General features: G+C 66.4%; 18 protein-coding genes. 11 read left to right on the plus strand and 7 right to left on the minus strand.

The features are described 5' to 3' along the window. Nucleotides 1-20 precede the first annotated feature (20 nt). Nucleotides 21-422, plus strand: a complete 402-nt coding sequence (locus WG901_RS03520; RefSeq protein WP_339585621.1) for a PaaI family thioesterase — start codon at nt 21-23, stop codon at nt 420-422. Here WG901_RS03520 and WG901_RS03525 read toward each other — a convergent pair. Beyond that, nucleotides 419-1,414, minus strand: coding sequence for a zinc-dependent alcohol dehydrogenase family protein (locus tag WG901_RS03525; protein WP_339585622.1), 996 nt, complete (start codon nt 1,412-1,414; stop codon nt 419-421). The two genes, WG901_RS03520 and WG901_RS03525, sit on opposite strands and share 4 nt — an antisense overlap. A gap of 174 nt (nt 1,415-1,588) precedes the next feature. Between WG901_RS03525 and WG901_RS03530 the strand changes: the two genes are divergently transcribed. Beyond that, nucleotides 1,589-3,316: a class I adenylate-forming enzyme family protein gene (locus WG901_RS03530; protein WP_339585623.1), complete on the plus strand. Its 1,728-nt coding sequence runs from the start codon at nt 1,589-1,591 to the stop codon at nt 3,314-3,316. A gap of 51 nt (nt 3,317-3,367) precedes the next feature. Next, complete coding sequence (locus WG901_RS03535) at nt 3,368-4,129, plus strand: SDR family NAD(P)-dependent oxidoreductase (RefSeq protein WP_339585624.1); 762 nt, start codon at nt 3,368-3,370, stop codon at nt 4,127-4,129. 4 nt (nt 4,130-4,133) lie between these two features. On the opposite strand, the gene WG901_RS03540 is transcribed toward WG901_RS03535, so the two are convergent. Continuing rightward, a complete protein-coding gene (locus WG901_RS03540; RefSeq protein WP_339585625.1) occupies nt 4,134-4,919 on the minus strand; it encodes a class I SAM-dependent methyltransferase in 786 nt (261 codons plus the stop codon). A 104-nt stretch (nt 4,920-5,023) separates the two neighbouring features. On the opposite strand from WG901_RS03540, the gene WG901_RS03545 reads away from it, so the two are divergent. Continuing rightward, nucleotides 5,024-5,662 (plus strand): nitroreductase family protein, encoded by a 639-nt coding sequence (locus tag WG901_RS03545; protein ID WP_339585626.1) that lies wholly within the window; start codon nt 5,024-5,026, stop codon nt 5,660-5,662. Nucleotides 5,663-5,835: 173 nt separating this feature from the next. On the opposite strand, the gene WG901_RS03550 is transcribed toward WG901_RS03545, so the two are convergent. The 3 genes from WG901_RS03550 to WG901_RS03560 are packed head-to-tail and all read right to left on the minus strand — an operon-like array spanning nt 5,836 to nt 8,421. Beyond that, nucleotides 5,836-6,861, minus strand: a complete 1,026-nt coding sequence (locus WG901_RS03550; protein ID WP_339585627.1) for an acyl-CoA dehydrogenase family protein — start codon at nt 6,859-6,861, stop codon at nt 5,836-5,838. After that, entirely contained in the window at nt 6,858-8,060 is a 1,203-nt protein-coding gene (locus WG901_RS03555; RefSeq protein WP_339585628.1) for an acyl-CoA dehydrogenase family protein, read from the minus strand. Before WG901_RS03555 ends, WG901_RS03550 begins: the two co-directional genes overlap by 4 nt. 46 nt (nt 8,061-8,106) lie before the next feature. Beyond that, the gene (locus tag WG901_RS03560) at nt 8,107-8,421 is read right to left on the minus strand and encodes a Rieske (2Fe-2S) protein (RefSeq protein ID WP_339585629.1); all 315 of its coding nucleotides are present in this window, start codon (nt 8,419-8,421) and stop codon (nt 8,107-8,109) included. Nucleotides 8,422-8,605: 184 nt separating this feature from the next. On the opposite strand from WG901_RS03560, the gene WG901_RS03565 reads away from it, so the two are divergent. The 6 genes from WG901_RS03565 to WG901_RS03590 all read left to right on the plus strand — a co-directional run bounded on the left by WG901_RS03565 (nt 8,606) and on the right by WG901_RS03590 (nt 18,428). Then, on the plus strand, nt 8,606-10,321 hold the full coding sequence (locus WG901_RS03565; protein WP_339585630.1) for an FAD-dependent oxidoreductase: 1,716 nt from the start codon (nt 8,606-8,608) through the stop codon (nt 10,319-10,321). Nucleotides 10,322-10,454: 133 nt separating this feature from the next. Continuing rightward, nucleotides 10,455-11,228, plus strand: a complete 774-nt coding sequence (locus tag WG901_RS03570) for an SDR family NAD(P)-dependent oxidoreductase (protein ID WP_339585631.1) — start codon at nt 10,455-10,457, stop codon at nt 11,226-11,228. A gap of 172 nt (nt 11,229-11,400) precedes the next feature. Then, entirely contained in the window at nt 11,401-13,737 is a 2,337-nt protein-coding gene (locus WG901_RS03575; protein WP_339585632.1) for a TonB-dependent receptor, read from the plus strand. Between the two features lie 139 nt (nt 13,738-13,876). After that, a complete protein-coding gene (locus tag WG901_RS03580) occupies nt 13,877-15,022 on the plus strand; it encodes an acyl-CoA dehydrogenase family protein (protein WP_339585633.1) in 1,146 nt (381 codons plus the stop codon). Continuing rightward, nucleotides 15,022-15,942, plus strand: a complete 921-nt coding sequence (locus tag WG901_RS03585; RefSeq protein ID WP_339585634.1) for an acyl-CoA dehydrogenase family protein — start codon at nt 15,022-15,024, stop codon at nt 15,940-15,942. The genes WG901_RS03580 and WG901_RS03585 overlap by 1 nt, the downstream gene beginning before the upstream one ends. A gap of 233 nt (nt 15,943-16,175) precedes the next feature. Continuing rightward, the gene (locus WG901_RS03590; protein WP_339585635.1) at nt 16,176-18,428 is read left to right on the plus strand and encodes a TonB-dependent receptor; all 2,253 of its coding nucleotides are present in this window, start codon (nt 16,176-16,178) and stop codon (nt 18,426-18,428) included. Between the two features lie 64 nt (nt 18,429-18,492). Here WG901_RS03590 and WG901_RS03595 read toward each other — a convergent pair whose 3' ends face one another. Beyond that, the gene (locus WG901_RS03595; RefSeq protein ID WP_339585636.1) at nt 18,493-19,317 is read right to left on the minus strand and encodes an SDR family NAD(P)-dependent oxidoreductase; all 825 of its coding nucleotides are present in this window, start codon (nt 19,315-19,317) and stop codon (nt 18,493-18,495) included. Next, nucleotides 19,317-20,495 carry a DUF1214 domain-containing protein gene (locus WG901_RS03600; RefSeq protein ID WP_339585637.1) on the minus strand — a complete coding sequence of 393 codons (1,179 nt, stop codon included), beginning with the start codon at nt 20,493-20,495 and terminating at the stop codon, nt 19,317-19,319. Before WG901_RS03600 ends, WG901_RS03595 begins: the two co-directional genes overlap by 1 nt. A gap of 97 nt (nt 20,496-20,592) precedes the next feature. On the opposite strand from WG901_RS03600, the gene WG901_RS03605 reads away from it, so the two are divergent. Continuing rightward, nucleotides 20,593-21,378, plus strand: a complete 786-nt coding sequence (locus tag WG901_RS03605) for an SDR family NAD(P)-dependent oxidoreductase (protein WP_339585638.1) — start codon at nt 20,593-20,595, stop codon at nt 21,376-21,378. The last annotated feature ends 85 nt before the right edge of the window (nt 21,379-21,463 follow it).

The following is a 21,463-nucleotide window of genomic DNA, read 5'->3' on the forward strand; positions in this document are numbered from 1 at the left end:
CGATGGACGATGCCGGATTCATGACCGCGGGGTGGGCGCCTCTGCCCACCTCCGGCTTCTCGGCCGCGATCGGCAAGACCTGGATGAAGGGCGAGGCGGGCAACCGCGTGGTGGGGCTCGCGGCGCACGACGGCATCGTCAACGACTATGGTGCCGTCGTTCACGGCGGCGCTCTGATGACCTTCGCCGACATCGCGCTCGGCATGGGCGCAGCCGATGCGATCACCGGGCACAGCTATGTGACGGTCCAGCTCCAGTATTCGTTTGCCGGCGGCGTGGCCAAAGGCGCGCTGATCACCTGCGAGCCGGAACTCGTGCGCAAGACCTCGTCGCTCGCCTTCGTGCGCGGATTGATCAAGGCCGACGGCGCGGTGGTCGGTTCGGCCGACGGCATCTTCAAGGCGCTCGGGCCGCGTCGCTAGAGCAGGTTCACGCCGACCTTGCCGAAGAACTGCCCCGATTCCAGCATTTGGAATGCGTCCCGAATGCGGTCGAGGTCATAGACCACGTCGACCACCGGCTTGATCCGGTGCGCAACGATGAAGGCGAGCATGGCTTCGTGCTGGTCCCGGTTGCCCACACCGATCGGCTTGAGATCGACCCTGGGATCCTGCCGCGTCCAGGAGAATTCCGAACCGAGCATGCCGATTGCCGAGAGCTGGCCGCCCTCGACCAGCAGCGAGGCGTTGTCGGCGAACTGCGTCGCGCCGACCGTATCGATCACGTTGGTGATCTTGGCGCCGCCGATGGCATCGCGGATCGCCGCGGCCCAGTTCGGCGTCGTGCGGTAGTTGACGGTGACGTCGGCGCCGAGCGAACGCGCGCGGGAGAGCTTGGCATCGGACGACGAGGTGACGATGACCTGCGCGCCCATGGCCTTGGCGAACTGTAGCGCGGCGATCGAGACGCCGCCGGTGCCGTGCGCGAGGATCCAGTCGCCCGGGCCGGTCGGACGGAAGCCGGTCAACGCCGACCACGAGGTCAGAGCGGCGCAGGCCAGGGTGGCGGCCTCGAGATCGCCGAGCTCGTCGGGGTTCAGGACCAGGCTCTCGGCCGGATAGATCGCGTACTGCTGGGCGACGCCGTCGATCGAGCCGCCGAGCATCGTCGGCGTCGGCTGCGCGCCGGTGATCCAGCCGATGGTGAACTGTGGGGTCACGCGGTCACCGGCCTTTACCCGCGTTACGCCGTCGCCGACAGCCTCGACCATGCCCGCTGCGCACGAGAGCGGCACGAGTTCGGGTTCCTTGGCGATGCCGGGGATCAGGCCCTTGGCCATGATCAGGTCGCGGAAGTTCAGCGTGGCTGCCTGCAACCGCACGAGGGCTTCGCCTGGACCGGGCTGCGGCATAGCAACCTCGCGGATTTCCAGCGTCTCGATGCCTTTGCCGCTCTGAAGGACTGCCTGCTTCATCTCGTGTCTCCCGAATCCGTTTTGCGCTGACTAGCGCCCGAAGGCGGCGGCTTGCACGGAGAAACTGCGGTTTTGCCTCCAGCGGCGCAGCGCCGTGACTGGCGGGCGAAGCCGCGTTCCCAGGCCCGGCGGCCGTTGTTAGGCTTCGCACTTCATGGGGGAGGGAGTTCGCGCGTGCAAGACAGGTCACTTTCGTTGATCTACGGCAAGCCGCTTGCCGAGGAGCCGGGACAAGGCGCGCAGACCATCGGCGGTTACCTGCGTGAAGTCGTGGCGCGCTATGGCCCGCGCGAAGCCCTGGTGCTGCGCAAGGGCGATCGCCGCTTGTCGTGGTCCTACGACGATCTCCTCGCGCGCTCGATCGAGGTGGCGGCCGCGCTGATCGCGAGCGGGGTGGGCCGCGACTGCCGTGTCGGCATCCTGATGACCAACCGCCCCGAATTCCTCGCCGCGCTGTTCGGCACGGCGCTGGCGGGCGGCGTGCCCGTGGCGCTGAGCACTTTCTCGACCCCGAACGAGCTCGACCATCTGATCAAGGCGTCGCAGGTCTCGATCCTGCTGTTCGAGCAGACCGTGCTCAAGAAGGATTTTCACGGCATGATCGCCGAGCTCGATCCGACGATCGCACAGGGCGAACCCGGCGGGCTGAATTCGGCGAAGTTCCCGTTCCTGCGCCATCTGGTTTCGCTCGGCGGTGTCGAGGATATCGGCGAAGCGGCGGAATCCGCTGCCGGCGGCGCCGTGGAGCCCTGGGCGGCATTCGTCGCACGCGGCAGAGGCATTGCCGAAACCCAGGTCCTGGCGCGTGCGGACAGCGTAACGCCGGGCGACATCGGCGGCATTTTCTTCTCGTCGGGCACGACCAGCCTGCCCAAGGGCATCGTCCATGCCCAGCGCGCCTTCACCGTGCAGTGGTGGCGCTGGCCGCAGACCTTCGGGATGCACCATCCGGTGCGCGCCTGGACGGGCAACGGCTTCTTCTGGTCGGGCAACGTCTCGATGGTGCTCGGCTCGGCCTTCTCGACCGGCGGGGCGGTGATCCTGCAACGCTATTTCGAGGCCGAGGAGGCGATCGACCTGATCGAGCAGGAGGGCGTCCACTTCATCAACGGCCGCCCGCATCAGTGGGCGCGGTTCCAGGCCGCGGCGAACTGGGCCGAGGCCGATCTGTCTAGCGTCAAATACGTGCCGCGCGGCGAGCTGATCTGGGAGCACCCGACCGTGGACACGAACTGGCGCGTGCCGAATGCCTTCGGTTGCACCGAAACGATGACCGTCAACACCGGCTTCTCGGTCGAGGTCCCGCCCGAATACTACAAGGACAGCTTCGGCGCGCCGCTGCCGGGAAACATCCTCAAGATCGTCGATCCGCTGACCGGCGCGATCGTGCCGCGCGGGACCAAGGGTGAGCTCTGCGTCAAGGGACCGACCCTGATGACGGGCTATCTCGGCAAGACACTCGAAGACTGCTTCGACGCGCAGGGCTTCTTCTGCACGGGTGACGGCGGCCACGTCGACGAGGAGGGGCGCTTTTTCTGGCAGGGGCGTCTGACCGACATGATCAAGACCGGCGGCGCCAACGTCTCGCCGCTCGAGGTCGACGAGGTCTGCGCGCGGTTCCACGGCATCAAGCGCGTGCAGACCGTGGGTGTGCCCGACGACCTGCTCGGCGAGATGGTCGTGACCTGCATCGTGCCCGTCGATGGCGTGACGCTCGACGAGAGCGCGATCGTCGCTTTCCTCAAGACCGAGATCGCCAGCTTCAAGATCCCGCGCTGCGTTCTGTTCTTTACCGACGAGGATTGCGCGGTCACCGGCAGCGAGAAGGTCAAGCCCGCGGTGATGCGCGAACTGGCCGCAAAGACTCTGGGTATCGCGCCGGCTGTCCCCGCCGGGGGATAGACGCGCGCGATCGTCGTGCCACTCTCGTTGCGCAAACGAGGGAGAGGCGATGTGAGCAGGCTTCGGGACAAGGTCATCGTCGTGGCCGGTGCAGGCGGGATCGGCGGCGGCCTCGCGCGGCGTTATGCGGCTGAAGGTGCGGCCGTGGTGCTTGGCGATGTCGATGCGGCGAGCGTCGAGGCTACGGTGGCGGAGATCACGGCGTCCGGTGGGACGGCAATTGGCACCACACTTGACGGTGCGGACGAGGACTCCGTGACCGCCGTCGTGGCGCTCGCGGTTGCGCGCTTTGGCGGGCTCGACGGCTTCCACGCCAATTTCGCGAGTTTCAAGGACGGCGAGAGTGGCGCCGACATTCTCGGCCTGCCCATGGACGTCTACGACGAGGTCATGCGCGTCAATGCGCGCGGTGCCGTGCTCTGCAGCCGCGCGGCGATTCCCGAAATGCTCAAGCGCGGCGGCGGGTCGCTGGTGTTCACCACTTCGGGCGCGGCTTTCGCCGGCGAAACGGTACGTCTGGCCTATGCGATGAGCAAGGTCGCCACCCACGCGCTCGTCCGGAACATCGCCAACCGCTTCGGCCGCGACGGCATCCGCGCCAATGCCATCGCGCCGGGAGTGGTGACGCATGCGCGGTTCGAGGCGGTGCTCGATCCCGAGGTGGTCGCGGGCATGGCGGCGCGAATTCCGGTCGGCCGCCTTGGTCGGCCCGAGGACATTGCCGCCATGGGCGCATTGCTGATGTCCGACGAGGGCAGCTTCATCACCGGCCAGGTGCTCAGCGTCGACGGCGGCAATTCGATGCGTCAGTGAAAGGTCAGGGCTTGGTCCAGGCGATCATCGACATTGGGTAGGTGACCATCACCGCGCAGTCCTGAATCTGCGCGCGGAAGCCCAGGCGATCCTCACCGCTCGCCGCATCGTCACGCATCATCGCGAGCAGCTGGTCGCGCGTGCAGGTCTCGGGAAACGAGGTCTCGATCACGGCAGCATAGGGCATCGGCGCGGTGAGATTGGTCACCGTCCGCGCTTCGCCGAGGCCGGCATCGCGGCCGAGCGCCTCGAACTCGGCGATGGTGTGGGCATGGCCGTGCGACGGATCGCGCAGACGCTCCATGCGGTCGTAGGCTGTTGCCTTGTCCGCATCGGGCGTGACATCGAGCACGACGACGCGGCCACCCGGCCGGCAGACGCGGGCCATCTCGGCGAGCACGAAAGCCGGCTGCTCGAAGTGATGGAACGCCGCGCTCGAGCCGACCACGTCGAAGGCGCCATCGGGGAAAGGCAGGCCGGCGGCATCGCCCAGAATCCATTCGACGTTGTCGATGCCCAGCCGGGCCTGCGCCGCGCGCGCCTGGTCGAGCATGGCCGGGGTGATGTCGTAGCCGGTGACGCGCGCGGCATGGGGCGCGAGATCGAGCGCCAGCGAGCCGGGACCGCAGGCGACGTCGAGCACCTGGTCCTGCGCGGTCAACCCGATGAAGGCGCGCAGGCCGGCGCGGCGATCGCTGGCGATCATGCCTTGCGTGAGGCGGGCATAGCCTTCGGCCTGCCGGGTGTGCTGATCGACGATCGTCTCGTTGTAGGGCGTGTGCAGGGTCATCGCGGTTCTCCTCGCTCGATGACCTGCAGGATAGGTGATTGGCGCTTGGCCTGCGCGCGCGCTTCGGCCAGACTTCGTGCCCCAACGGCCAACGAGGACCTGCGATGCAATTCGACCTGGCGACCACCGACGCGTTGCTCTCGACCACGCGCGCGGTGCGCAAGCGGCTCGATCTCGATCGCGGCGTGCCACGCGAGGTGATCACCGAATGTCTCGAACTCGCGGTCCAGGCGCCGACCGCGAGCAACAGCCAGTCGTGGCGCTGGCTGGTGATCGACGATCCGGCCAAGCGGCTCGCGCTCGCCGAGATCTACCGCAAGGGCGCGCTGCCCTATCTCGCCTCGCCGCTCAAGGCCTCGAATGAGGCCGATCCGGGGCAGGGCGAACGCGTCCGCGATTCGGCGCAGTGGCTGGCCGAGAATCTCGAGAAGGTGCCCGTCCATGTCATCCCTTGCGTCGAGGGCCGCCCGCCGACGGGGGCGCCACCGATGATCTCGGCGGGGGTGTTCGGATCGATCTTTCCGGCGGTCTGGTCGTTCCAGCTCGCGCTGCGCGCGCGGGGCCTGGGTTCGGCGCTGACGACCCTGCACCTGCTGCACGAGCAGGAAGCGGCCGAGCTGCTCGGCCTGCCCGACAATGTCATGCAGGTGGCGCTATTGCCCGTCGGTTATACCAGGGGCACCGACTTCAAGCCGGCGGTGCGACCGCCGGTGAGTGGTATCACGCATTGGAACGGGTGGTAACAAACCAACCCTCTCCCGCTGGCGGGAGAGGCGCGAGACTTGGCAGCTTGCTGCCTAGTCGCAGCGGTGAGGGTTGGCGCGGCGTAGTGCTCCGCCACCCTCATCCAAGCTTCGCTAGCTCCTGACGGAGCAAGCTGCGCTATCCTTCTCCCGCCTGCGGGAGAAGGCTGAGATCAAGCAAACGTCGCCAACGCCTGACGTCCGACTCGTTCGCGCCAGGTGTCGAGGCTCTCGCCGAGCTGCAGGTTGAGCATCGCCCGCTTCATGAACAGGTGGATCGGATGCTCCTCGGTCAGGCCGATGCCGCCGTGGAGCTGGATCGCTTCCTCGACGACCAGACGATAGACGTCGGTCGCCAGCGCCTTGACCGCGCCGAGGTCGACGAGGCTCGCCTCTTCCTCGACCGCGCGCTTCCACAGCAGCGCTTCGGCCGCGACGACGCGGGTCTTGAGGTCGGCGACGCGGTGCTTGAGCGCCTGGAACATGGCCAGCGGGCGCTCGAACTGCTTGCGCGTCTTGAGGTATTCGATCGTCATTTCGAGCGCCGCGACCGCACCGCCGAGGCTGTCGGCGGCAAGCGCGAGCTGCAGTTCGCCGTGGAGGCGCTCGGCGATCGCGTGGGCCGCTTCGCCGCGTGCGACGACGAGCTGGGGCACGACCTGGTGGTTGCTCAGCGCGACGTCGAACAGGCGGCGGCTCTCGTCCCACAGCTTGCGTTCGGTCACGGTCACGCCGGTCGCGTCGAGTGGCACCAGAGCGGCGAGGCCCTTGGTCAGGACGAGAACGTGGCTGGCCAGATCGGCATCGGGCACGCAGGGCAGGGTGCCGCTCAGCACGATCGAACCCGAATTGGTCACCTCGACCGCCGCGGGCAGCAGGTTCGTGGTGATCAGTTCGCCCGTGGTGGCGCGTTCGATCCAGCTCGCCTGGTCGGCGAGCTCGTCGGCCGCGGCGAGCGCCTGGACGGCGAGCAGCGCGGGGATCAGCGGCGCGGTCGAGAGGACCTTGCCCAGTTCGAAGTGGATCGCGGCCGAGCTGTCGCGGCCGAGGCCGAGGCCGCCCGCGTCTTCGGGCAGCGGCAGCAGCAGCCAGCCCATCTCGGCGATCAGCGGCCAGCTGGTTTCGCGCGCGGGCTTGAGCTGGTCGGCAGGGAACGCCTTCTGCGCGGCGTCGTGGAGTTCGCTACGGTCGATGCTCACAGGACCCACCCCTTCGGCTCGCGCTGCATTTCGAGCATGCGCTCGGAAATGATGTTGCGCTGCACTTCCTCGCTGCCGCCGGCGATGGTCCAGGCGTAGCTGTTCATGAAATCGGCCATCCAGTTGCCCGTGGTGAGATCGCCGAAGACGATCGGGGCGCGGTATTGCTCGTCGATCCCGCCCAGGCGCGTACCGAGCAGGGTGAACTCGCGCAGCACGCGCGAGTAGGTGTTCTTGACGATCGAGGCGTCACCGAGGCCTTCGTGGCCGTCGATGCGGTTCTGCAGGAAGCGGTCGGCGATCGCGCAGGCCTCGTCGCAGCGCGTCACGAGCTGGCCGAAGTCGCGCAGCACGCCGCGGTCTTCCTCATAGCCGTTCTTGCGGATCAGTTCGGCCACGCGGCTCAACGCGCCGCGCATCTTGTAGGTCAGCTCCATCAAGGTCAGTCCGCGCTCGGACGACAAGGTCGCCTGGCTCACGGCCCAACCCTTGCCCTCTTCGCCGACGCGATCGGTGACCGGGATCACCACGTCGTCGAGGAACATCTCGCAGAATTCCTCGTCGCCCTGGATCTGTTCGATCGGGCGGACCGAGACGCCCGGCGCCTTCATGTCCATCAGCAGGAAGGTGATGCCCGCCTGCTTGGCGCCTTCGCTCGAGGTGCGCACGAGCAGCAGGCACTTGTCGGCATATTGCGCCATCGTCGACCAGACCTTCTGGCCGTTGATCACGTAGACGTCCTGGCCGTCGCGGGTCTGGCGTTCGGCCTTGCACTTGAGCGAGGCGAGGTCGGAGCCGGCGTTGGGCTCGGAGAAGCCCTGGCACCAGGTCTCACCCTCGAGGATCGCGGGGAGATAGCGGGCCTTTTGCTCGTCGGTGCCGCATTCGAGGAAGGTCGAGGCAGCGTGATAGGTCGAGACGAAGGAGAGCAGCAGCCGCGGCGTGTCGGCGCGCGCCAGTTCCTCGTAGATCACCTTCTGCTCGGCGAGGCTGCGACCGGCGCCGGGCGCCGAGCCCGCGGGCCAGTGCGGCACGGCATAGCCGCCCGCGACCAAGGTCTGGAACCAGTCGCGCTGCGCCTGGGCGAACTCGGCGTGGCTCATGGTCTTGTAGGCTTCACGCCAGCCCGTCGGGGCATGGGCGGCGAGCCAGGTGCGGACTTCGCTCCGCAGTGTGTCGAGTTGCGTGGTGTCGCTCATGCGGGCCTCTTGCAGCGCGTCGGGTTGGTCGTCAAACGCAGGAGCGTTAAATCGCGACTTCGATCGTGTCGCCGGTGACGCGAACCTCGTAGGTCTTGATCGCCATCGTCGCGGGCGGGTTCATCGGCTCGCCAGTCTCGAGATCGAAACGCGCGCCGTGGACGGGGCAGGAGAGCCAGCCGTTCTTCATCTTGCCGCAGTCGAGCTTTTCGTGCGCGTGGCTGCAGAGGTTCTGTACGGCGAAGATCTTGTCCTTCGTGTTGCACAGCACGAGTTCGACACTGCCCGCCATGGCCACGATCTTGGTGCCCGCGGGCAGTTCGTCGAGCTTGGCAACGGCGACGAAGGTCTTTTCGCTCATTGTCTCGGGTACTCTCTTTCAGGTCGATCTCGGCGCCCCCTGAAAGGGTCTCGGCCGCTGTTCAATCCGCCCTTGCCGCCAAACGCGCGCGGAAGCAATTGGCTCTACCCTGCCGGTCATTTCTCCGGCACTGTCCAAACCGATAATGGCACAGGCCCACAGATGGGTGCCGGGGAGTGGACGCGTGCAGGAAAATGAGACTTTCGATGTCGTCGTCGTGGGCTCCGGCTCGGCCGGCGCGATGGCGGCGCTGCGCGCTGCCGACCAGGGGCTCAAGGTCCTGATCATCGAGAAGGCGCAGAAGTTCGGCGGCACCTCGGCGACTTCGGGCGGGGTCATGTGGATCCCGAACCACCAGCTCGATGGCGACCAGGGCGACAGCCGCGAGGCGACCCTCCAGTATGTCGACAGCCTGATCGGCAAGCCGGTCAACCGCGAGCGGCTCGAGGCCTTCGTCGACGAAGCGCCGAAGATGCTCGCCTATCTCAAGAGCACCGGCGTACAGGTCGCCGCCGCCGCCTGGCCCGACTACTATCCGAGCAATCCCGGCGCGCGCGCCGACCGGTCGGTGATCGTTCCTACCTTCGACGGCCGCGATCTCGGCGACAATCGCTATGCGCTGATGCGCGAGCAGTACAACCGCTTCAAGCTGTTCGGCCGCTACGCGATGGACCTGACCGAGACCTTCACTCTGATGATGCAGTCGAAGGGGTGGCGCGGCGTCGCCGCCAAGGTCATCGCGCGCTACTGGATGGACCGTTCGACCCGTGCGGTCTCGCACCGCGACAAGCGCTTCACTTCGGGCGCGGCGCTGATGGGCGCGACCTACAAGGCCGTGTTCGACCGCGGCGCCGAGCTGCGCATGGAGACCAAGCTCGATCGTCTGCTGGTCGACGACGCCGGCCGCGTGACCGGCGTCGAGGTCAGCAACTTCGGCCGCACTTACACGATCAATGCGCGCCACGGCGTCGTGCTCGCTGCCGGCGGCTTCGAATGGAACCAGGAGCTGCGCGACCGCTTCTACCCGGTCCCCGGCCTGACGCGCCATTCGTCGACGCCAGAGGATGCCAATCGCGGCGAGGGCCTGATCGCCGCCGAGGCAATCGGCGCTTCGACCGAGCACACCGAGGCGGGCTGGTGGATCCCGACGATGCAACTGCCGATGCCCGGCGCCTCGAACTTCCACGAGATTCACCAGGCCGCCTTCGACGTCGGTCGGCCGTGGAGCGTCGTGCTGAACCGCAACGGCGACCGCTTCGTCGACGAGGCCTGCGGCTACGACCAGTTCGGCCAGGCGATGGTCGCCGATCACCAGAAGACCGGCGCCAACATGCCCTGCTGGCTGATCTTCGACGCGAAGTTCCGCAAGAAGTTCAGCGCCGGCGGCCTGATGCCGACCGTGCACACGCCCGAGAAGAAGGTGCCCGAGGACTGGTGGGACCACTATGTCTTCCGCGCGAACACGATCGAGGATCTGGCGAAGAAGATTCATCTGCCGGTCGACAAGGTCAAGGAACAGGTCCGCAAGATCGGCGAGTATTCGAAGACGGGCATCGATCCCGAATTCGGCCGCGGCATGAACCCCTACGACCAGATGTTCGGCGATCCCACGGTCACGCCCAATCCCAACCTCGGCCCGATCGACACCGCACCGTTCTATGCCGTGCCGATCAACAACGGCGATCTCGGCACCAAGGGCGGCCTGCGCTGCGATGCGCGGGCGCGGGTGCTCGATCAGGCGGGCAATCCGATCGCTGGGCTCTACGCCGCGGGCAACCAGTCGGGCACGCCATTCGGCGACGTCTACCCGGGTGCCGGCGCGACGATCGGCCCGGCCATGACCTTCGGCTACATCGCCGCCAACGACATTGCAGAGCGCTCTGGCAACCAGCGGGCTTGAGCGGAATCACACTGCACCCGTCATCCTGAACTTGTTTCAGGATCCATCGTGCCTCCCGGCGGAGGTCGTGCAGGACGGGAAATGGACCCTGAAACAAGTTCAGGGTGACGAAGAAAGATAGGAGTTCGAACGCATGGAAGGCAAAGTTGCGATCGTCACCGGCGGCGGCGGCGGGATCGGCGCGGGCATCGTCCGCGCGCTCGGCGCGAAGGGCGTGAAGGTCGTTGCGACCGGCCGCAACGAGGGCAAGCTCGCGCGCTTCGGCGAAGAGCTGGGCTCGAGCGTGGCCTATTCGTCGATCGCAGTCGACGCGACCTCCGACGATGCGCCCAAGGCGATCGTCGAGCATGCGCTGGAGAAATTCGGCCGGCTCGACATTTTGGTGAACAACGCGGGCTCGTTCAACTTCGGCCCGGTCCATTCGACCACCGACGACATGCTCGACGAAGTGCTCGGCATTTCGCTGCGTGCGCCGTTCCGCCTGACGCGCGAGGCGCTGCCGCATCTGGGGCAGGGCAGCTCGATCCTGTTCGTCGGTTCGACCTGGGGCATCTACGGCACGCCGGGCGGCGGCGCCTACTCGGCGGTCAAGGCCGCGCAGATCGGCCTGATGCAGACGCTGGCGGCCGAATATGGCCCGCAGGGCGTGCGCAGCAACTACATCGCGCCCACCGTCGTGCGCACCGAGATGACCGACGCGTTCTGGGATCTCGACTTCTTCCGTCGCACCAATCACGAGCTGACGCCGTTCCCCGGCGAATGCACGGTCGAGGACGTGGCCAACATGGCCGCGTTCCTAGCCTCGGACTTGGCGGCCTTCGTCAACGGCCAGACGATCGCGGTCGACGGCGGTATCTCGACCACGCGCTATCTGGCGCCCGAAGCGGTGAACGCCGAGCGGAAGTAGAGTGTTTCCAGACTGTTGCTGAAAAGTGTCACCCTCCGGGGAAATGCTGCGCTGCAACACAACTGTCATTGATCTAACACCCGCGAAGCCTAGTCGGGCCGCCAAGATGGCTGGCCCGACGACTTTCGTCTGCGCGCAACGGCCGTCTTCGATCAATCGGAGATACCTTTACATGAAATCGCAGACCGCACTCGCCTTCACGGCGCTTTGCCTCGCCACGGTGGCCCTGCCGTCGATCGCCGCCGCGCAGACCGCCGATGCCGGCGCCGACACCGGCCCCGAAACTGGCTTGGGCGAAATCGTCGTGACCGCAGAACGCCGCGCCGAGAACCTGACCGACGTTCCCGTCTCGGTCGGCGTGGTCAGCGGCGATGCCTTGCGCACCTTCACCGGCGGCGGCGACGACACGCTGCTCTCGCTCGCGGGCCGCGTGCCCAGCCTTTACGTCGAATCGACGACGGGCCGTATCTTCCCGCGCTTCTACATCCGCGGCCTCGGCAACGTGGACTTCTACCTCGGCGCCTCGCAGCCGGTCTCGATCATCCAGGACGACGTCGTGCTCGAGCACGTCGTGCTCAAGTCGAACCCGGTCTACGACGTCGCCCAGGTCGAAGTGCTGCGCGGTCCGCAGGGCTCGCTGTTCGGCCGCAACACCACGGCGGGCATCGTCAAGTTCGACACGATCCGCCCGACCATGGACCTCCAGGGCCGCGCCTCGCTGTCCTATGGTACCTACAACAGCGTCAACCTCGACGCCGGCATCGGCGGTCCGATCGTCGACGGCAAGGTCGCGGTGCGTCTCTCGGTGCTCGCGCAGCACCGCGAGGACTACGTCGACAACACCTACACCGGCCCGAGCCTCGACGGCACGGTGTCGCCCGCCAAGAACACGATGGGCGGCTTCACCGACCAGAACGCGCGCCTGCAGGTGCTGTTCACGCCGACCGAGGATCTCTCGCTGCTGCTCTCGGGCCATGTCCGCGACTATGACGGCACCTCGACCCTGTTCCTGCGCGGCGCGCTGACCAAGGGCTCGAACGAGAGCACGGCCTCGCGCACCCGCGTCGCCTTCGACGAGGCGCAGAACAACCCGCAGGCCTACAACACCAAGGGTGCCTCGGCGCGTCTCGCCTGGAACTTCGGCGATATCGAGCTGACCTCGATCACCGCCTATGAGCACACCGCCGGCTACAGCCGCGGTGACACCGACGGCGGCGCTGCGGCGAACTTCCCGGTGAACGGCGTGGCGAACGGCTATGGCCAGTCGCAGGGCCAGATCCGCGATCTCGACCAGTGGACGCAGGAACTGCGCCTCGCCAGCACCGGCGACGGTCCGTTCAAGTGGCAGGTCGGCGGCTACTACTTCGACAGCCGCGACATCACCGACTTCTACCAGCGTCGCTACTTCCTGACCGCGCCGTTCAGCGCGACCAACGCCCAGACCAACAACCCCGAGAACTGGGTGCGCCTGCACAACGTCAACACCTCGTGGGCGCTGTTCGGCCAGGTCAGCTACACGATCGGCGATCGCCTGACGATCACCGCCGGCGGCCGCTATACCGAGGACAAGAAGCGGACCCAGCTGATCAAGGTGGCGAGCACGGGCTCGACGGTGAACTTCCCGGCGACGGCGGCGCGTGACGTCAGCCTGACCGGCAAGGAGCCGAGCTGGGATCTCAGCGCGCTCTACAAGCTGAGCGACCAGGCGAGCGTCTATGCGCGTGTCGCGCGCGGCTTCCGCGGGCCGACGATCCAGGGCCGTTCGGCCGTGTTCGGTTCGGCCTTCACCACGGCGAATTCGGAAACGATCACCTCGGGCGAGGTCGGCTTCAAGAGCCAGCTGCTCGACAACCGCCTGCGCTTCAGCGCCAGCGCGTTCTACTGGCGCGTCAACGACATCCAGCTCAACGGCAACGATTCGGACGGCAACGGCGTCCTGTTCAACGCCGACAAGGCCGATGCCTATGGCGCCGAGGCCGAGATCGAGTTCCTGCCGGTCGACAACCTGTCGCTCTCGCTCGGTGGCAGCCTGCTGCACACCAAGATCAAGGACAGCCGCGTCTATGCGCAGGTCTGCGCGCTCAACGGCGTCGTGGTCTGCACGGTCGAGGATCCGACGATCACGCGTCCGGTCTTCGGCGCGCCGACGGTCTTCGCCTCGATCGACGGCAACCCGCTGCCCAACGCGCCGAAGTGGAACGTCAACTTCGCCGCGCGCTATGACATCCCGGTCGGCGATGCCGGCGGCTTCTTCATCGCCACCGACTGGAACGTCCAGGGCTACACGAACTTCGTGCTCTACAAGACGCGCGAGTTCTACTCGAAGAACAACTTCGAGGGCGGCCTGAAGATCGGCATCACCGGTGCCGACAAGTCGTGGGAGTTCGCGGCCTTCGCGCGCAACATCACCAACGAGAAGAACCTCAAGGGCGTGATCGAGAACTACATGGCGGCCGTCTATAACGAGCCGCGCATCTTCGGCGTCTCGTTCAGCGGCAAGATCCGCTAAAAACGCGATCCTGCGGGATCAGGGACGGGCTCCGGTCGCAAGGCCGGAGCCCGTTTCGTTTGACCCTGGGCGCAGAGGCCTTGTTCCGCGGCCCATCTGTCGTCTAACGGGGCCGCAGACCTGAGAGAGCGACAGCCCCATGAACTTCGAATGGACCGACGAGCAGCAGGCGTTCCGCCGCAAGCTGGTCGACTTCCTCGCGGCGAACCTGCCCGAGGACTGGGAGGAATTCTCCAAGCACGGCCCGGCCTCACCGGCGCTGACCGAATTCGCGCGGGGCTTCTGCCGCAAGCTGGCCGAGAACGGCATGCTGTTCCCGCACTGGCCCAAGGACATCGGTGGCGAAGGGCTCGGCCCTTGGGAGCAGCAGATCCTGGCCGAAGTGATGTGGGAGTACGGCGAGCCGCGCGGCGGTCAGTACATGAACGTCAACTGGATCGGCCCGACGATGCTGAAATACGGCACGGAAGGCCAGAAGGCCAAGTACCTGCCGCAAATCTCGGCGGGCGAGATGCTCTGGTGCCAGGGATTCTCCGAGCCGAATTCGGGTTCCGACCTCGCCAGCCTGCGCACGCGCGCCGAGCTTGAGGGCGATCACTACAAGGTCAACGGCCAGAAGATCTGGACCTCCTATGCCGGCCTCGCCGACACCTGCTTCCTGCTGACGCGCACCAGCGACGATCGCAAGAAGGGCATCACGATCCTGCTCGTGCCGATGGACACGCCGGGCATCACCGTGCGCCAGATTCCGAGCCTGATCGGCGAAGGCGACATCCACGAGGTGTTCTTCGACGACGTGATCGTTCCCGTCGGCCAGCGCTTCGGCGAGGAAGGCCAGGCCTGGGAGATCATCGGCTATTCGCTGACCAACGAACGCCTGGGCATCCCGCGTTACCACCTCGCGCGCGAGGCGCTCGACCGTGCGGTTGGCATCCTCAAGGCCGAGGGCGAGTTCACGCGCGAGACGGTCAAGGCCGAGGCCGCGCGCTGCGCCGCGCTCTGCGAGGCGGCGCGCACGGCGATCTACGCGATCGTCCAGAAGCGCGTCGACGGTGGCACGGTCGGGCCCGAGAGCTCCTCGGCCCGTTATGCCACGGTCCAGGCCGAGCGTGCGGTCAGCGAATTCGTCGTCGAATATGTGCCCGAGGCGCTGGCCGGCCAGTCGGCCTTCCTGCAGATGCACCACCAGCGCGGCATCGTCGCGGGCATCGCTTCGGGCGCGGCCGAGATTCAGCTCAACATCATCGCTTCCGATGTCCTCCAATTGCCGCGGGAGCCGCGCTGATGCTTCTGTCCCTGTCCGAAGACCAGACCCAGATCCTCGACTTCATCGACAGCCTGACGCGGCCCTATGCGACGGTGCCGATGCACGACGTGTCGTTCGCGCTGACCAGCGACGATCTCGACCGCGAACTCGTCGAGGGCGGCTTCCTCGACGTCATGGCGATGGAAGAGCTCGGTGCGGTCACGGCGGCGCTGGTGGTCGAGAAGCTCGCGCGGCTGCCTTTCGCGGTCGAGGCGGCCGCCTCTGCGCTCGTGCGTCCGTTGCTCGATCCCGAATTGCCGCGGCCGCTGTGCCTCGTCGAGGAAGGCTCTCTCCGTAAGCCCGTGCGCTTCCTCAAGCCCGGCGCGACCGTCGTCGTCGTGGGCGAGGGCGGGGTGCGCAGCTTCACTGCCAGCGACGAGCATGTCCGCTCTGCCGGCGACGAAGTGCTCTACGGCTATCCGGTGGCTTTCCTGACCAGCGTTCCCGCCGAGACGCGCAGCCATGACGTCACCTTCGAGCGGCTGCTGACGGCCTGGCGCGGTGCCTTGGCGGCCGAGGCCGCGGGCCTGCTCGCCGCGGCGCTGGCCTCGGTCACGACCTATGTCGGCGAGCGCAAGCAGTTCGGCCGCGCGATCGCAACCTTTCAGGCGCTGCGTCATCGCCTCGCCGAGATCCAGGTCGCGACCAACGGCGTCTACTGGCTCGCCCTGCGCGCGGCGATGACCGGCACGGCCGGCGATGCCGCGCTGGCGGCGCTGCACGCGCAGGAAGCGGCGAAGCGCGTGGGTTACGACTTCCACCAGTTCCTCGGTGCCATGGGCATGACGCTCGAGCACCCGCTGCACCTGTGGACCTATCGCCTCAAGCTGCTGACCGCCGAACTCGGCGGACGCGGGAGCCAGGCGGTCGCCGCAGCGGATGCGATCTGGCCCGACTGAGAGCGAAATGAGACGGCGAATATCACAAGTCGCCGTCTCGCCGCGTTGCGGTCCATTGCCCGCAGCAACGGCATTTGTCCGTGTCGGAACCGCAATGTCAAAAATGGCCCCGGTCGGTTCCTTTAAGCGTCTGTAAGATATTGGAAAACCGGAACAACTGAACGCTTGAACAGCGTTTCAGCCTCATTTGACACGACCGGCCGGCTCGCTGAGCATCCCCCCCAATAAAACACATGGGGGATTTGGATATGGGCGGGCATGCCAATCGGCGACACGTCGCGAGCACGCTTCTCGCGCTTTGCATCACCACGGCCCTGACCGGGGTTTCGACGCAGGCCTTGGCGCAGGAGACCGCGACGGTCGAAAGCACCGGCGTCGGAGACATCGTCGTCACCGCGCAGCGGCGCGAGGAAAACCTGCAGGACGTGCCAATCTCGGTCACGGCGATCAGCAACGAGACCTTGCAGGCCGTCGGCGTCGGCGGGACGACCTCGATCAGCCAGATCGTCCCCAGCGTCCAGGTGACCTCGTCGGGGCCCTCGAACATCTTCTTCATGCGCGGTGTCGGCAACACCAGCGGCAACGTCGGCGAGGAGGGCGCAAACGCCTTCTACGTTGATGGCGTATATCTGGGTGATCTGACCTCGGCCGGTACCAAGTTCAACAACATCCAGCGCATCGAGGTTCTCAAGGGCCCGCAAGGCACGCTGTTCGGACGCAACTCGTCGGGCGGCCTCGTCAACATCATAACGCGCGAGCCGGGCAACGAGGCAACGGTCCAGGGCAAGGTCGGTTACGGCAACTACAACACCCTGCAGGGCCAGCTCTACGCGGCGACGCCGGTGGGCGAGAACCTGAGCTTCGACGTGGCGCTGACCGGCAAGGATCAGAACGACGGCTTCGGCACCAATCTCGCCACCGGCAACGACATCGGCAAGGGGTGGTACTGGGGCGCGCGCTCGAAGCTGGTCTGGCGTCCGGGCGACGCGACCAAGATCGTCCTCTCGGGCGATTACTACAAGGACTACAACGACTACGTGAACGGGTTCTACCTGACCAAGGGTAGTGTCGGCACCGGCGGCTATCGCTTCCCGGGCGAGTACAACCTCAACACGCTCGACAACGGCTATGCCGATATCCAGACCTTCGGAGGCTCGCTGACGGTCGAGCACGAATTCGATTTCGCGACACTGACCTCGATCACCGCGCGCCGCGGGGTCAAGGTCCAGTCCTCGTTCGACGCCGACTACACCTCGTCGCGCCTGGTGATCGCCTATGTGCCGTCGCGGGTGAACACGTTCCAGCAGGAACTGCGCCTGGCCTCGGCCTCGACGACGCCGTTCAACTGGCAACTCGGCGTGTTCTACTACCACGCCAAGGCCAACGTCGACGGCTTCACCCTGCGCGGCTTGGCCTTCGGGGGGCTCAACAACGGCACGTCGACGCGCGCCGAGATGAAGACCAATTCCTATGCGGCCTTCGGCGAGGCGGGCTATGACATCACCCCGACCACGCACCTGATCGCCGGTGTGCGCTACACCAAGGACGAGCGCACCTATCGCGGGACGGTCACCGCCATCCAGACCGGGGTGGTCACGGTGGCACCGCCGCAGCAGGAGCTGTCGACGGGCAAGGTCACCTATCGCGTGGCGTTGCGCCAGGACCTCGGCGACAAGATCAACGTCTATGCCTCGTACAACCGCGGCTTCAAGTCGGGTATCTTCGCGGCGACGGGCAGCCCGCTCGATCCTGCCGTGGGTCCGCAGACGATCGATGCCTTCGAGGTCGGCCTCAAGTCGCAGTTGTTCGACAACCTGGTCCGCCTCAACCTCGCGGGCTTCCACTACAAGATCGACGACTACCAGATCCGTGCACAGCCTTCGCCGGGGCGTACCCTGCTGCTCAACGCCGCGACGGTGAAGGTCGACGGTCTCGAAGGCGAACTGACGATCGCGCCGACCGAGGGACTGACGCTCAACTTCTCGGGCACCTATTTGAATTCGCGTTTTACCGACTTCCCCGGCGCGCAATTCACCTATCAGAGCCCGGCGGTCTGCACGACCGGTCAACCGGCCGGACGCGCGCGTCCGGCGGGCCAGTCGACCGGCCCGGCGACGGGTGGCGGCATCAACTGCTTCGGCGATGCCACGGGCAACAAGACGCCGCTCTCGCCGACCTTCGCCTCGACGATAAGCCTCAACTGGCGCAAGAACCTGGGCAACGATGCCGAAGTGATCTTCAACGCGCTGTGGAACCACTCCAGCCGGATCTTCTTCGAGGCCGACAACCGCCTGACGCAGGGCGCCTACGACGTGGTGAACCTGTCGTTCGAGCTGCGGCCGAACAAGAACTGGGGCATCGAGCTCTGGGGCAACAACATGTTCGACGCGCGCTACTACCAGACCGGCGTCGGCGGCACGACCGGCGACCACAGCGAATACGCGCCGCCGCGGACCTATGGGGTGAGCCTGAAGTTCGATTTTTGATGGGAAGGCGAGGGGGGCTGCCGAGCGCCCCTCGCACTGTTCCGTTCAACCCAGCCTCTGCGCCTCACGCCTTCGTCAGCAGGGTCCCCAGTTCCTCGTCGTCTTCGAAGTTGATCATCCCGCCGAGCTTGGCACCGCCACCCACAGCCAAGGTCTCGCCGGTGATGTAGGACGCGGCGTCGCTGGCGAAGAACACGATCGCCTGGGCGACCTCGCGCATCGTGCCGTAGCGCCCGAGCGAGAAGGCCGACTTGGCCACTGCGGCGGCGTCGAATCCGCGCTTGTCCCAGCCGAGTTCGGCCGCCTCGGTCGCGGTCATGCCCGGCGCGACGCAGTTGACGCGGATGCCGCTGGGTCCCCATTCGGCCGACATGACCTTGGTCAGCATCTGCAACCCGGCCTTGGCCGCCGAATAGGCGCCAACGCCCTGGGTGCCGTTGACCCCGGCCATCGACGAGACGTTGACCACGCAGCCCTTTCTGCGCCGCAGATGCGGAAAGGCCGCTTGCGCGCAATATTGCGCGGCGCTGAGGTTGAGCTGGATGTCGCGGTCCCATTTGGCAAGGTCCATGCGGTGGAGCCCGACATGGCCGTGTGCACCGCCGGCATTGTTGATGAGCACGTCAAGCCGGCCGTACTCGGCCACTGCCGCCTCGATCAGCGCCTTGCAGGCATCGGGCTTGCGCACGTCGGTCGCGACGCTCAGCACGCGCCGGCCGGTATCCGCACGGATCGCTTCGGCCATCGCTTCCAGCGTCTCGATGCGCCGCCCCGCGAGGACCACGTCAGCGCCGCGCTCGGCCAGCAGGCGCGCGGTCGCGCCGCCGATGCCCGTGCCGCCGCCGGTGACCACGGCCACGCGGCCGCTGAGATCGAAGCCTTCGAGCATCACCAGCGCCTCCGACGTTGGCAGGCCCTGACTCTTTGCCTCAGTTCCTCGGCCCGTTCCTCGGGCGTGACAACAGGCGTGTCGGCGGGCAGGTGGTCGCGGATCTCGGAGACCTTGACGCGCTTCATCGTCGGCACCGGGTGGCTGTCGCAATCGTACCAGCGGCCGTAGATCGTGCCCTGGTAGAAGCCCGCCGCGTCGAGCCAGTTCGGCACGCCCGGGTCCTCCTGCGCGATCACGGCATAGAACCGCCCGTCCGAGGCGACGTGGGCGAAGTGGCCGTTGGTGCTCGACAGGCGGTAGACGTATTCGGTGGCGTTGAAATAGGGATCGTTGAGCTGCCAGTTCCAGTAGCGGCGCTGCGCCGGCAGGTCGGTCTCGACGATCAGCGCCTCGCCGGGCTCGAACTCGTAGACCGCCGGAAGATAGACCTGGCGGGTGAACGAGCCGCCGTAGACCGCCGGCTCGAACACGTTGACGCCGACATTGGCCTTCACCGCGTTCTGCATCGCGTAGAACAGCTTGGTCGCGCGCACGGGCATCCGCGCCATATGGTCGATCCGCTCGAGGATCTGCTCGGGGCTGAGGCGAGCCTTCAATCCCTTGGGATCGAGGCATTCTATCGACATGCGCGGATCGACCTCGTTGATCCAGTCGTAGCTGCGATAGCGCGTCATCAGCACGCGCGCGCCCGGCGCGATCTTCAGCCAGTTGCCCGTATAGCCCGCCGGCTTCTCGGCGCTGACCAGCAGTTCGAAGGTGCCGTCGGGTTCGACCTGCAGGTCGCCGCTGTCGATGTCGTTGTAGTAGGTGCCGACGAGATCGTTCTCCCAGGGCAGACCCGCCGAGCTCAGCGCCGTGGTGAAGGTGATCATGAACACCGAAACGCGGTCGCCGCTGATCCTGTAGCTGTAGTCGCTGGAGATCGGCGCGTAGAGGTAGATGTCGTCGGGATTGGGCTGGAGCGTGTAGACCGGGTTCCACAGCGGCGCCCAGTCGGGATGCTCGGGATCGGCGTGGAAGAAGGCGAAGTAGCCGTAGGACAGCTGCATCATGATCTGGCGGTAGACGTCAGCGCGATATTCGGGATCGTCGGGACGCCAGGTGTTGGCGATCTCGTTGACAGCGTCCTCCAGCGGTTGGAGGTACTGCGACAGCGGGCCGATTTGTGTCGTCATGGAAGCATCCTCTCGGCGATGTGGGACTCGCTTGCCTAGATGGTAAGCACTATCTAATCGGGCTGTAAATGGAGGATAGACTATGAGTGGAGAGGACATGATCGATCTGGGCGGCCAGGTGGCCCTGGTGACGGGCGCAGGTCAGAACGCGGGTCGCGCGATCGCGCTGGAGCTGGCGCGGCACAATTGCGGCGGCGTCGCGGTGAACGATTTCGTCGCCGAACGCGCCGAGGCCGTGGCCGCGGAAATCCGCGCGACCGGCGTGCCGGCCGTGGCCGTGCCCTTCGACGTTTCCGATCTCGAAGCCGTACGCGCCGCCGTGGCCAAGGCGACGGCTGAACTCGGCCCGATCACCGTGCTGGTCAACAATGCAGGCATGGCGGGTCCCGGCGGCTCGCTGCGTCCGACGCTGAACTTCTGGGAGGAAGATCCCGAGGCCTGGCCGCGCTATCTCGGCACCAATCTCTACGGCGTGCTCAACTGCTGCCACGCGATCATCCCGGCGATGGTCGAGGCCAAGAAGGGCCGGATCGTCACGATCGTCTCGGATTCTGGCCGCACCGGCGAGCCGAAGCTCGCGGTCTATGCCGCGGCCAAGGCCGGGGCCAACGGCTTCGTCCGTTCGATCGCCAAGGAAGTCGGCCGTCACGGCATCACCTGCAACGCGGTGTCGCTGTCGTCGCTGATGCCCGACATGCCGCAGGAACAGCTCGAGGAGTTCGAGAAGAGCGATCACGCCAAGAAGCAGCTCTCGAACTACATCGTCCGCCGCTACGGTCGCTCGCAGGACGTCGCCACCCTGGTGACCTACCTGTGCTCGAACGCGGCCTCGTGGATCACGGGGCAGACCTATCCGCTCAACGGCGGCTACGTGACAGCCTGAGACGATCGGGCAAGGGACTGCCGCATTCCGGCATTGACTAGTCGGGCAGGACGACGACACTCGGACCCCAAAACCAGAGGGAGTC

Source organism: Novosphingobium anseongense, assembly GCF_037482895.1.
Taxonomy (GTDB): domain Bacteria; phylum Pseudomonadota; class Alphaproteobacteria; order Sphingomonadales; family Sphingomonadaceae; genus Novosphingobium; species Novosphingobium anseongense.